This window comes from Sedimentimonas flavescens (assembly GCF_025154035.1).
GTDB lineage: Bacteria > Pseudomonadota > Alphaproteobacteria > Rhodobacterales > Rhodobacteraceae > Rhodobacter > Rhodobacter flavescens.
The window spans coordinates 1-12,637 of record NZ_JAOALJ010000004.1; the positions used below are offsets into that span (position 1 = coordinate 1).

Genomic DNA, 12,637 nt, shown 5'->3' on the forward strand with positions numbered 1-12,637 from the left:
CACGCGACACCTGTTGACCCCAACTCCACTCTGCGATTATCCCTGTGTTTGCTGAGGCTTGGAGCTGATGCGATGCCTGTAACGGGAACATAACCCAATACAGAGGGAGCCTCCGGGCACCATTATTCTTCCCGAAAATAGATGTCGCCCCAGTCTGGGTTGGTCGATGTTGCGGTTCGCTCGAGCCTTGACCGCTGGATGGGATTGCGGGTTCTTGGCGTGCAGCCGCACGATCAACTCGGATCCCACCGCGTGCTCTGCGCATAAAAAACCACCGAGGAGAGCCCCGGTGGTTTCATGCTGTGTCACGCGTCAGTAACGCCGCCGATCAGCCGCACTTACTGTGGCCGCAGTCGGCGCAGGTCATGCAGCCTTCGACCTTGCGCATCGCGTAGGAGCCGCAGCTGGGGCAGGCGGCGCCGCGCGGGGCCTCGCCCACCACCATCGCCTCAGCCTTGGGGTCGGCCTTGAGGCCCATGCCCTCGCCCTCGATGAAGCCGATCGAGATCAGGTGGCGCTCGATCACCCCGCCGATGGCCGCGAGGATCGAGGGGATGTACTGCCCCTGGATCCAGGCGCCGCCGCGCGGGTCGAACACGGCTTTCAGCTCCTCGACCACGAAGCTCACATCGCCGCCACGGCGGAACACGGCCGAGACCATGCGGGTGAGCGCCACAGTCCAGGCGTAATGCTCCATGTTCTTGGAGTTGATGAACACCTCGAACGGGCGGCGGTGGCCAGCCTGGATGATGTCATTCACGGTGATGTAGATCGCGTGCTCGGACCCCGGCCACTTGAGCTTGTAGGTCGCGCCCTCAAGCGCCGCGGGGCGGTCGAGCGGTTCGGTCAGGTAGACGACCTCGGCGCCCTTGTCGGCCTCGGGCGCCTTCTCCGAGCTTTCCGACACGCTCAGCACCGAGCCGGTCACATCGTTCGGGCGGTAGGTGGTGCAGCCCTTGCAGCCCTGATCCCAGGCCGCCATGTAGACGTCCTTGAAGGCGTCGAACGAGATATCCTCGGGGCAGTTGATCGTCTTCGAGATCGACGAGTCGATCCATTTCTGTGCGGCCGCCTGCATTTTCACATGGGCCAGCGGCGCCAGCGTCTGCGCGTTCACGAAATACTCGGGCAGCGGCTTGTCGCCATACTTGTCGCGCCACATCTGCACGGCGTAATCGACCACCTCTTCCTCGGTCCGCGAGCCGTCCTTTTGCAGAACCTTGCGCTTGTAGGCATAGGCGAACACCGGCTCGATCCCCGAGGACACGTTGCCCGCGTAAAGCGAGATCGTCCCCGTCGGCGCGATCGAGGTGAGCAGCGCGTTGCGGATGCCGTGCTTGCGGATCGCCGCGCGCACATCGTCATCCATCTGCATCATATTGCCCGAGGCGAGGTATTTCTCGGCGTCGAACAGCGGGAAGGGGCCCTTTTCCTTGGCCAGATCGACCGAGGCGAGATAGGAGGCCCGCGCAATCGCCTTCATCCAGGCTTCGGTCTGCGCCGCCGCCTCGTCCGAGCCATAGCGCAGCCCAAGCATCAAAAGTGCATCGGCGAGGCCGGTAACGCCAAGGCCGATGCGGCGCTTGTTGGCGGCCTCTTGGGCCTGCTGGGGCAGCGGGAAGCGCGAGGCATCGACCACGTTATCCATCATCCGCACGGCAAGGCGCACGAGAGTGTCGAGCTTGGCCGGATCCATCTCGGCATTCGCCTCGAAGGGGTTGGTGACCAGCGTGGCAAGGTTGATTGAACCGAGCAGGCAGGCGCCATAGGGCGGCAGCGGCTGCTCGCCGCAGGGGTTGGTGGCCGCGATCGCCTCGACGTAGTTCAGGTTGTTCATCTGGTTGATGCGGTCGATGAAGATCACGCCCGGTTCGGCGAAATCATAGGTCGCACGCATGATCTTGTTCCACAGATCGCGCGCGGGCACCGTGTGATAGATGCGCCCGCCGAAGGTCAGATCCCACGAGCCATCGGCCTTCACAGCCTCCATGAAGGCATCGGTGACAAGGACCGAGAGGTTGAACATCCGCAGCCGGGCCGAATCCTGCTTGGCGGTGATGAATTGCTCGATGTCGGGGTGGTCGCAGCGCATCGTGGCCATCATAGCGCCGCGGCGCGAGCCGGCCGACATGATGGTGCGGCACATCGCGTCCCACACATCCATGAACGACAGCGGCCCCGAGGCATCAGCCGCCACGCCCTTGACCGCCGCGCCGCGCGGACGGATCGTCGAGAAGTCATAGCCGATGCCGCCGCCCTGCTGCATTGTCAGCGCAGCTTCCTTGAGCATGTCGAAGATGCCCGCCATCGAATCCGGAATCGTGCCCATGACGAAGCAGTTGAACAGCGTCACCGCGCGGCCCGTTCCGGCGCCTGCGGTGATCCGCCCGGCGGGCAGGTATTTGAAATCCTCAAGCGCGCCGTAGAACCGCTCTTCCCAAATCGCGGGGTCCTTCTCGACCTCGGCCAGCGCGCGGGCGATGCGCCGCCAGGTATCCTCCACCGTCTGATCCACGGGCGCACCGTCTGCGTCTTTCAGGCGGTATTTCATGTCCCAGATCTGTTCGGCGATAGGGGCGGCAAAACGGCTCATCCGGTGGTCCTCTGGGTCGGTCATGGCAGGAAAAAGGGCGTTCACCATACGGTGAGCATTTCTGCGGGTCAACGCTTTGACGTCACCTTGATGCCCTCTATATTGGGATGGGTTAGGGGGGCGCATGGCCGATCTTGTACATCTGATCAAACTTTGCGTCGGCGCCGAGAAGGTCGAAGACCTGATCGAGTGGCAGCAAAGCCGCTATGGCGACGGCCCCGCCTGCCATGTCACGCGCATGTGGCCCAAGCGCGCCGACGAGATCCTGCGCGGCGGCTCGCTCTATTGGGTTTTCAAAGGGGTAGTGCTCGCGCGGCAACGGATCATCGGACTCGAAGAGCGGCTCGGCGAAGACGGTATCGCGCGCTGCGCAATCATGCTCGAGCGTGACATCGTGCGCACCGAGGCCTTGCCACGCCGCCCCTTCCAGGGCTGGCGCTATCTGAAGGCCGAGGATGCGCCGCGCGATCTGGCCAAGGGCCGCGCGCGCGAAGATGCCCTGCCGCGTGAACTACAAGCTGCGCTGGCTGAAATCGGCCTGCGATAAGGCCGCCCGGCCCTTTCAATGTGGCACAAATATCCCGGGGGAGCCGAGGCATCGCCTCGGCGGGGGCAGCGCCCCCTTCACCCGCGAGGTAAAGGGTGCGAGGCCGGTTTTCGGGGTTATCGCGACCATACGGCTGCCCGGGTGCGACGCGCCGATCGGCCGCCCCAAACGTCAGTGAAAATCGCGGCTGGGGAACAGCCGCTTGGCCTGCTCGCGTGGGTGTCTTGCGCGGGCGGGGTAGCGCGGTGGGCGCGGGGCGTCGTCGGCCTGGGGCTGGGTGATGCCGATCACCTCATCCATCGGGTGGCCCAGTTCCGCCAGCCGATGCGACAGATCCTCGATCTGATCGGCGATCAGATGCACGACGATCCCCTCGCGCTCCAGCCGCCCGGTCACGCGCAAGAGCCGACCGCCCATGACGACGCGGCGATAGCGTTCATAGACTTTGGGCCAGACGACGATATTGGACACGCCGGTTTCATCCTCAAGCGTCAGGAAGATCACGCCCGAGGCCGTCCCCGGCCGCTGCCGGGTGATGACAAGCCCGCAGACGGTGGTGCGTTTGAGCGGCGCCGCGGGCAGGCGGTCATGCGGCGTCAGGCCGGGGATGGCGGGGCGCAAAAGCTCCATCGGGTGGGCGCGCAGTGTCAGGCGCATAGCAAGGTAATCTTCGACCACCTCCTCGCCCAGATGCATGGCGGGCAGGCTGACCGCGGGTTCGCGCAGCCCCTCGCCGTCGAGCGGGTCCGAGAACAGCGGCAGCGGCCGGGGCGCGCGGATCGCCCGCACCTGCCAAAGCGCGTCGCGCCGCCCAAGCCCCATGCCCGCGAAGGCATCCGCCTCGGCCAGGTGCTCCAGTGTGGGGGGCTGGATGCCCGCCCGCAGCCAGAGGCTTTCGGGATCGGGATAGCCGTTGCCCCGCGCCGCCACGATCCAGCCCGCGTCCTCTTCGCGAAAGCCCTTGATCTGGCGAAACCCCAGCCGCAGCGCCAGCGCCCCGTCGGCGCGGCGCTCCAGCCGGTTGTCCCAGGTGCTGCGGTTCACGCAGACCGGGCGCAGCTCGACCCCGTGCTCGCGCGCATCGCGCACGATCTGGGCGGGGGCGTAGAAGCCCATCGGCTGCGAGTTCAGCAGCGCGCAGGCGAAGATCGCCGGGTGATGGCATTTGAGCCAGGACGACACATAGGTCAGCATGGCGAAGGCCGCCGCGTGGCTTTCGGGAAAGCCGTAATCGGCGAAACCCTCGATCTGGGAAAAGCACTGCGCGGCGATCTCCTGGCTGTAGCCGTTGCGCAGCATCCCGTGGATGAACCGCTCGCGGTGCTGGCCGATGGTGCCCATGCGCCGGAACGAGGCCAGCGAGCGGCGCAGCTGGTCGGCCTCTTCGGCGGAATAGCCCGCGCCGACCACGGCGATCTGCATCGCCTGTTCCTGAAACAGCGGCACCCCCAATGTCTTGGCGGTCACCTGCTCCAGCGCCGGGCCGAAAGGCTCGGGGCGCTCCAGCCCCTGGCGGCGGCGGATATAGGGCTTGACCATGCCGCCCTGAATCGGGCCGGGGCGGACGATGGCCACCTCGATCACCAGATCGTAGAAGGTCGCGGGCTTCATTCGCGGCAGGAAATTCATCTGCGCCCGGCTTTCGACCTGGAACACCCCCACGGCATCGGCCCTTTGCAGCATCCGGTAGGTGGCCGCATCCTCTTGCGGGATGGTGTCGAGCCTATGGTCCACCCCCTCATACGCGCCTAGCAGGTCAAGCGACTTGCGGATGCAGCTGAGCATCCCGAGCGAGAGGATATCGACCTTGAGAATGCCAAGCGCGTCGATGTCGTCCTTGTCCCATTCGATGACGGTGCGGCCCTCCATCGCGGCATTCTCGATCGGGCACAGCTCATCAAGCCTGCCACGGGTGATGATGAACCCGCCGACATGCTGGCTGAGATGGCGGGGAAAGCCGATGATCTCGCTGATCAGGCGGATGGTCTGGGCAAGGCGCCGGTCGCGCGGGTCCAGCCCCAGCTCGCGGATCCGCTCGGGGTCGGCGCCGCCGTTCGACATGCCCCAGATCTGGCCCGACAGCGCGGCGGTCACATCGAGGCTGAGCCCCATGACCTTGCCCACCTCGCGAATCGCCGCGCGCGAGCGGAAATGGATCACGGTGGCGCAAAGCCCCGCCCGGTGGCGCCCGTATTTCTCATAGATCCACTGGATCACCTCTTCGCGGCGCTCATGCTCGAAATCGACGTCGATATCGGGCGGCTCGCCGCGATGGCGCGAGATGAAGCGCTCGAACACCATGCCGATCATGTCGGGCGAGACATCGGTGATGCCGAGCAGGTAGCACAGGATCGAATTGGCGGCCGAGCCGCGCCCCTGGCACAGGATGCCGCGCGCACGGGCCTCGGAGACGATGTCATGCACGGTCAGGAAATAGGCGGCGTAGCCCAGCTCTCCCACCAGACCCAGTTCCTTGGCCATCAGGGTCTGGACGCGCTCTGAGGGGCCGTCGGGATAGCGGCGGCGCAGCCCCTCTTGCGCCAGCCGGATCAGCCGCGCCTGCGGGGTTTCGCCATCCGCGATCTCATCGGGGTATTCGTAGCTGAGTTCGGACAGATCGAAGCTGCACCGTGCGGCGATTTCCAGCGTGCGGCGCACGGCGGCGGGGTGGTTGCGATAAAGCCGCGCCATGTCGGGCAGGCCCTTCAGGCGGCGCTCGGCATTGGGCAGGGCGCGGGTGCCGATAGCGTCGATGGTGATGCCCTCGCGCAGGCAGGTCAGCACATCGGCCAGCTGGCGCCGCGCGGCGCGATGCATCAGCACGTCGCCCACAGCCACCATCGGCGCCGAGGCCCGCAGCGCCAGCGCCGCGCAGGCATCGAACCAGGCCTGATCCGAGCCGTCATAGCGCGGCGCGGCCCCCAGGAAGACATGGCCGGGATAGCGTCGGCCCAAAAGCCGGAGTGGGGCGCGGGCCGCGTTCAGATCAGGTGGCGGCAGAGCGATCAGGATCATCCCCAGACATCCCTCGGCCAGATCGGCCAGATCGAGGTGGCATTCGGCCTTTTCGGCGCGGCGCTTGCCCAGTGTCAGCAGCCGGGACAGCCGGTGATAGGCGTCGCGGTCGGTGGGCAGCGCGATCCACTCGACCGGGCAGTCGCGCAGCACAAGCCGCGCGCCGACGATCAGCCGGGGCAGGCGCACGTCCTCGGGGTAGGCCAGATCCTGTGGCTGCCCGACCTCCTGGCGCGAACAGGGGTCGATCCGGTGGGTCGAGCGGATACGCAGCGCCGCCCGTTCTTTCCCCAGCGCCCGCAACGCGCTATAGGCCCGCACCACCCCCGCCAGCGAGTTGCGGTCGGTGATGGCGATCGCCTCAAGCCCCAGTTCGGCGGCGCGCAGCACCAGTTCCTCGGGGTGCGAGGCCCCGGTCAGAAAGGTGAAATTCGAGGTGACGCACAGCTCGGCGTAGCTCATGCGAATTCCCCCTGCACGAACCAGCCGGGGTCTTGCGGCGTGTAGAACAGCCACAGGCGGCGGCCCTGCCGGGTCTCGACCCGCCAGTAATCGCGCATACCCGAGCGCCAGTTGTCGTCCTCAAGCCACCATTCCGGGGCGATGCGTTCCGGCCCGGTGGCGCGTGCGGTGGCGAATGACATGCGGCGCCAGCGGAACCGCTCGGGCGGCTGCGGGCCCGAGCCTGCGATGGCCTCGGGCGGGAACAGGCGCAGCGGGCGGGGGCGGGGGCTGCACCAGCCGCCCTCGGGGGTGCTGTAGGCCGCCGGGGCGATCAGGAAGCTGCGCTCGGGGATGTGGCTGTCGGCGGGCAGGTATCGTTGCACGTTCTCAAGCCCGATGCGGGTGCCGATGCGGGTGATCAGGTCGGCCAGCCGGTCGGGGGCACCCCGCGCCTGTATCGCGCCGATCTGTTCGACGGGCAGCGGCTCGACAAGCGTTGCCTCCAGCCGGATCTGGTCGATGCCGAAACCCGCGTCCACCTCGGCCACGCCGCGTTCGAACAGCGGCAGGATGCGCGCGGCATCGCGCATTGCCGCGGCCAGGCGCAGTTCGACCTGCTGGCTGCCCTGATCGACGCGGCGCAGGGTCAGCTCCAGCCGGCGTGCGCCCACCCCCTGCGCCTTGAGCCGGGCGCAGAGCGGCTCAAGCAGCCGGGCGGTCGCGGCCATCACGTCCGACACAAGGCCGATTGGGTCGGGGAAGGTCAGGCGCAGGCCGAAATGCGGCGGGTCGGCCTCGGGCGAGATCGCCTCGGCCACATCGCCCAGGGCCTGATCGAGCCGCGCCAGAAGCGCCGGGCCGAAGCGGCGCGCAAGGGGCGCGCGCGGGGTGGTGCAGAGATCCGCGACGGTGCGCAGGCCAAGCCGTTGCAGGCCGGTGCAGATCGCCTCGTCCAGCCGCAGCGCCGCGACCGGCAGCGGGGCGAGCGCGCGCCGCGTCTGGCCCGCCGGGGCGATGCCCGTGCCGAAATGCGCCAGCGCCCAGGCCGCGCCGCGCGTATCGGCCAGCCCCAGCCGCAGCTCCAGCCCGGCCCGCGCGATGCGCGCCCGCATATCCTCCAGCATGGCCTCTTCGCCCCCCCACAGATGGGTCGATCCGGTCACGTCCAGCACCAGCCCGTCCGCCCCCTCGCGCCCGACCCAGGGGCAATAGCGTCGCGCCCAACGCCCCAGTGCCAGCAGGAAGCGCGCATCGCGCCCGGGTTCGGCGGGGCGGCTGACCAGGTCGGGGCAGAAGGCGCGGGCATCGGCCAGACTCATGGCGCGGTGCAGGCCCAGGGCCTCGGCGCGGGCGTTGAGGCAATGGATGCGCTCGGTATTGCTTTGCCTCAGCGTCAGCGCAAAGGGCGCCTCAATCGGGCGTGTCCGCAGAACCCGGTCGGAGGCCAGCCGGGGAAACCACATGCAAACGACGCGTTTCCCGATTCCATCGAACATGCCAGGCCCCAAGTGTTCCCGCTTTGTTCTTAATAATTTCCCACCGCATCAGAGTCGAGTCCTCGTCTTGCGGATCGAAGACCGGCGCGGCGTGCCAGCGCGTTTCCGCCGCGTTCGAGCCCATGCCCTCGGGGATCAGGCAAAGCCCGGTCGCGCCCCCCGCCTGCGCCGCCAGTTGCAGCCGCCGCCCCTCGCGCAGGTTCAGCGGGCGGGTGACCTCGATCACGACAAAGGGCAGCGCGCCATCCTTGAGCGCCTCTTCGGCTACGGCAAGGCTGTCGGTCTGGCTTCCCGTGCGGGTCAGCAAAAGATCCGACGGATCCATGAAGGACAGAAAGCCCACCGGGTGCAGGTTGTCCGCCTGCCAGGCCTCGTGCACCCAAAGCATGGGCATGCCTGTCATGACCGCAGCAATCGCGGCAAAGCCCGTGGCGGCGGGGCCACAGGCCTCATGCACGCGGCCGGCGCGCAGGGGAAAGGAGGGAAGCGGGTGAAACGACATTCCTGAAATCTACCGTAATGCCGTGTCATTTCAAATGGCCCTTACCGCGGGCCCGAACGGATGTGCTTTCGCCGCCGAAGCGACCACTTGCTTTCAGACGTTCGCCGGGCGCGCCGAGGGGGGCGCTCTATTCCGCAGGCTGGGGGTTTCACACCCCCAGACCCCCGTGGGATATTTGCGCCACGTTGAACGGGGTCAGCGCAGGATGGGCGGTTTGCTCGGGTCCATCCCCGGGGCGACGGGCTTGAGTTCCTGAACTTCCTCTTGCACCGGTTCAGGCAGGTGGAGGACCAGCGCCTTTTCGAGGAGAACCTGGGCTGCGGGGTCTGCCTCGTCCAGGAAGGTCACATCCAGCTCGCCTGCATCGAGGCCCGAAAAGGCGAGCGCCTCGGCCATCGCTTTCGCGATTCCCGCCCGCGCAGGTTCGGGGGCCCCGAGGAAGGCCAGCACATGGCCACGGCGGCCGTCATCGTATTGCACGCCGCCCAGAAGCGCATGTGAGGCAATGCCCGCGAGCTGCGCGAACTTGGCCTCGAAAGCGGGGAGCAGCAGGCCGAGGATTGCGGGGGGCAGGGCCGGGGCCTCGAACGAGGCCGGGCGCGCATCGGTCTGGACGGGGGTATGGGTCAGCGTATCGGTCAGCCATTCGAGCGCCTCGGGGGGCAGCAGCATGGCCGATTCAGCGACGCCAAGGTTGATCCCGAGGCCGATCCCCTCGCCGACCAGATGCTGCGCGATCACGCGGCCCGGAAGCGCGGCATAGGGCACGGGTGCACCGGTGAATTCGGCCAGACGTTCCTCAAGGTCGAAGGCCAGCACGAAATCGCCATCCTCGGTCTCGAAAACCTGGGGGGTGATGTCTTCGTCCTCGGGTTCGGATTCGAGCAGCAGGAAAAGCTCGGCATCGGCCAGACGGTCATAGACGGCCAGACGCAGGGCCTCGTTCTCGGGGTCGGCTTCCATGGCGGCATGGGCGCGATCATAGGGTGTCATAGGGCCTCCTTCACCCGGTCGCGCAGGGCCGGGATCAGCTCGGCCTCGAACCAGGGATTGCGTTTGAGCCATGCCGTATTGCGCCAGGACGGATGAGGCAAGGGAAAGACGCGCGGGGCGTGGTTTTGCCAGCCCGCGACGGTCTGGGTGACATTGCGCGCGCCCAGGTGCCAGCGCTGTGCCGCGCCGCCGACCAGCAGCGTCAGCGCGGGGGTGCCAATCTCTGCCATGATCCGCTCGCGCCAGGTCCGGGCACAGCGCGGCGGTGGTGGCAGGTCGGCGCCTTTCGCGTCATAGCCCGGAAAGCAGAAGGCCATCGGCACGATGGCGATGCGGTCGAGATCGTAGAATGTCGCCTCATCCACGCCCATCCAGTTGCGCAGCCGATCGCCCGAGGGATCGGTGAAGGGCCGCCCCGAGGCATGGACCCGCGCTCCGGGCGCCTGACCGGCGATCAGGATGCGCGCGCCGGGGCGAAACCAGACCACCGGGCGCGGCGCGTGCGCCGTGGCGGTCGCCCCGAAATCTGTGGCACAGAGGCGGCAGGCGCGGATGTCTTCCGTAAGGCTCAGGTTGACCTCTTCGTTTCGTGAGGCAAAACAGGATCGTTCGATGTATATAGCTTTCGCCAGCCGACAAGGCGACGCCGGTCGTGTCAGGTGGTGAATTTGTTAAATGCCTTGCGCTATGACCAGGCAGGGCGGCCGATGACGGCACGAGACAGGAAGCGATGATCGAGTTCGACAGCGTCAGCAAGTCCTTCTGGACGGGCAAACAGCGCAAGGTGATCCTTGATCGCGCCAGCTTTCGCGTGGAACTGGGCAACAGTCTTGGCATCCTTGCCCCGAACGGGACCGGAAAGACCACGATCATCAACATGATGGCAGGGCTTGAGAAGCCCGATGAGGGCACGATCCGCAAGACCTGCCGGGTCTCGTTTCCGCTTGGCTTCATGGGGGGCGTGAACGCCAAACATTCCGCGCGCGAGAACGCGCGGTTCATCGCGCGGCTCTATGGTCTCGATCCCGATTATGTCGAGGCCTTCTGCCGATGGGTCTGCGGGCTGGAGGAATATTTCGACCGGCCGATGAACACCTACAGCGCGGGGATGCGCTCGCGCTTTACCTTCGCGCTGCTTCTGGCGCTTGAGTTTGACATCTATCTGATCGACGAGGGGATGCCCGGCACCACCGATGTCGAGTTCAATCGCAAGGCAGGCTCGATCCTGAAGGACCGACTGAAAGAGGCGACGGTGATCATCGTCTCGCACCAGCCGTCGACACTTGAGAAATTCTGCCGCTCGGCGGCGGTGCTGCGCGACGGGCGGCTGTATATGTTCGATACACTGGAAGAAGCGAAGCGGATGTATGACTACCAATCCTAAGGCCGAGAAATACCGCATTCGCCGCAAAGCGCAGCCGCAGGCCGAGGCTACCTTGCCGCCGGGGCTGCAACCGGGTGCCGACCCGGCCAAGCTGTTCGAGCCGCAAGACGACGGCTTTGGGGATATGGATATAGCCCCGGTCAAGCCCGCCGCGCCGGCGCCGGCCGATGTCTCGCCCGGCGATGAAATTGCGGCGATCGAGGCCGAGGGGCTGACCGGGCGCCAGTTGCGCCTTGCGCGCCGCACGGCGCAGAAGCACGGGATCGCGGCGGGCTCGGATTTCGATGCGGTACGACAGTTGCGCCGCCGCGGCATCGACCCGTTCGATCGCGCGGGCTTTATGGATCGGGTGTTGCCCGGCAAGCCCGCAGAGGCCAAGGGGGATATCGTGCCCTCGGGCGGCGGGCGCAGCCTTGCGAAGATGGTTCTGGGACGCATGTCGGTGCCAAGCGTGGCGCCGAAACAGCCACCGCCGCCCTCGAACGAGGTGCTGGGGGAGGCGCAGCGCGCCCGTGCGATCATCCGACTTCAACGCGATATTGCCCGTCGCCGCCAGCGCCGGCTAGTGCTGCTGGCCGTCCGACTCGCCTTCTTTGTGCTGCTGCCAACGCTGCTGGCGGGCTGGTATTACTTCCGTGTCGCCACCCCGCTCTATGCTACGAAAAGCGCCTTCATCATTCAGAAGGCCGACGGAATGGGCGGCGGTTCCCGTTTCGGCGGGCTGCTGTCGGGCGTTCAGCTTGGCTCTAGCCAGGATTCGGTGACGGTGCAGGCATATCTGCAATCGCGCGACGCGATGCTGCGGCTTGATGAAGAGTTCGGCTTCAAGCAGCATTTCTCGCAGCCCTCGATCGATGCGCTGCAACGGCTAGACCCCGATGCGACGAATGAACAGGCCTACAAGGTTTACCAGCGCAACGTGAAGATCGGCTACGACCCGACCGAGGGGATCGTGAACCTTGAAGTGATCGCTGCCGATCCCGATGTATCGCGGCAGTTCTCGGAGGCGCTGATTTCCTTCGCCGAGGAGCAGGTGGATACGCTGACCTCGCGGCTGCGCGACGACCAGATGAAAGGCGCGCTGGAAGGCTATGCCGATGCCGAGGCCAAGGTGCTCGCCGCGCAGGAAAAGGTGCTGACGCTGCAAGAGCGGGTCGGCATCCTGGATCCGGTCTCCGAAGCCGGGCGCGTGATGGGGCAGGTCGCGACCTTCGAGGGGCAGTTGCAGGCCAAGCGGCTGGAGCTGGATCAGCTGCTGGACAACCCCAGCCCGAACCAGGCCCGCGTCGAGGGTGTGAAGGGCGATATCGACCGGCTTGAGCGGCGGATCGTGGATCTGCGCGCGCAGCTGACTGAAACCACCGGAGGGGTCGAGTCGCTGGCCGTCGTGACGGGGCAACTGCGCATCGCCGAGGCCGAGTTGCAAACGCGCCAGCTGATGCTTTCGACCGCCGCACAGCAGATGGAAGGCGCGCGGACCGAGGCGAACAAGCAGGTACGCTACCTTGAGATGGGTGTGCGCCCTGTTGCGCCCGATGAGCCCACCTATCCACGCGCCTTCGAGAATACGCTCGTGGCCTTCCTGATCTTTTCGGGCATCTACCTGATGCTGTCGCTGACCGTGGCCGTGCTGCGCGAGCAGGTTTCAAGCTGAGGCGTCGGG

At 66.6% G+C, this 12,637-nt stretch carries 9 protein-coding genes; 3 read left to right on the plus strand and 6 right to left on the minus strand.

Annotated elements, in window-relative coordinates; all coding sequences use genetic code 11:
* Positions 1 to 328: 328 nt before the first annotated feature.
* Positions 329 to 2,593 carry an adenosylcobalamin-dependent ribonucleoside-diphosphate reductase gene (locus N3C64_RS08415; RefSeq protein WP_260014194.1) on the minus strand — a complete coding sequence of 755 codons (2,265 nt, stop codon included), beginning with the start codon at positions 2,591 to 2,593 and terminating at the stop codon, positions 329 to 331.
* Positions 2,594 to 2,717: 124 nt separating this feature from the next.
* On the opposite strand from N3C64_RS08415, the gene N3C64_RS08420 reads away from it, so the two are divergent.
* On the plus strand, positions 2,718 to 3,140 hold the full coding sequence (locus N3C64_RS08420) for a DUF1489 family protein (protein ID WP_218630911.1): 423 nt from the start codon (positions 2,718 to 2,720) through the stop codon (positions 3,138 to 3,140).
* Between the two features lie 171 nt (positions 3,141 to 3,311).
* Here the strand turns inward: N3C64_RS08420 and N3C64_RS08425 are convergent, their stop codons facing one another.
* The 5 genes from N3C64_RS08425 to N3C64_RS08445 form a co-directional block, all read right to left on the minus strand.
* Complete coding sequence (locus tag N3C64_RS08425) at positions 3,312 to 6,617, minus strand: error-prone DNA polymerase (RefSeq protein ID WP_260013901.1); 3,306 nt, start codon at positions 6,615 to 6,617, stop codon at positions 3,312 to 3,314.
* Positions 6,614 to 8,095 (minus strand): Y-family DNA polymerase, encoded by a 1,482-nt coding sequence (locus tag N3C64_RS08430; RefSeq protein ID WP_260013907.1) that lies wholly within the window; start codon positions 8,093 to 8,095, stop codon positions 6,614 to 6,616. The genes N3C64_RS08425 and N3C64_RS08430 overlap by 4 nt, the downstream gene beginning before the upstream one ends.
* Entirely contained in the window at positions 8,010 to 8,597 is a 588-nt protein-coding gene (locus N3C64_RS08435; protein WP_260013908.1) for an ImuA family protein, read from the minus strand. The genes N3C64_RS08430 and N3C64_RS08435 overlap by 86 nt, the downstream gene beginning before the upstream one ends.
* 195 nt (positions 8,598 to 8,792) lie before the next feature.
* Positions 8,793 to 9,590 (minus strand): SseB family protein, encoded by a 798-nt coding sequence (locus N3C64_RS08440; protein ID WP_260013909.1) that lies wholly within the window; start codon positions 9,588 to 9,590, stop codon positions 8,793 to 8,795.
* Positions 9,587 to 10,162 carry a uracil-DNA glycosylase family protein gene (locus N3C64_RS08445; RefSeq protein WP_260014196.1) on the minus strand — a complete coding sequence of 192 codons (576 nt, stop codon included), beginning with the start codon at positions 10,160 to 10,162 and terminating at the stop codon, positions 9,587 to 9,589. The genes N3C64_RS08440 and N3C64_RS08445 overlap by 4 nt, the downstream gene beginning before the upstream one ends.
* A 158-nt stretch (positions 10,163 to 10,320) precedes the next feature.
* Here N3C64_RS08445 and N3C64_RS08450 point away from each other — a divergent pair, with 158 nt between their 5' ends.
* Both N3C64_RS08450 and N3C64_RS08455 read left to right on the plus strand, forming a co-directional pair.
* Positions 10,321 to 10,974, plus strand: coding sequence for an ABC transporter ATP-binding protein (locus N3C64_RS08450; protein ID WP_260013910.1), 654 nt, complete (start codon positions 10,321 to 10,323; stop codon positions 10,972 to 10,974).
* Positions 10,958 to 12,628 carry a KpsE/RkpR family capsule polysaccharide export protein gene (locus N3C64_RS08455; RefSeq protein WP_260013911.1) on the plus strand — a complete coding sequence of 557 codons (1,671 nt, stop codon included), beginning with the start codon at positions 10,958 to 10,960 and terminating at the stop codon, positions 12,626 to 12,628. Before N3C64_RS08450 ends, N3C64_RS08455 begins: the two co-directional genes overlap by 17 nt.
* Positions 12,629 to 12,637 lie beyond the last annotated feature (9 nt).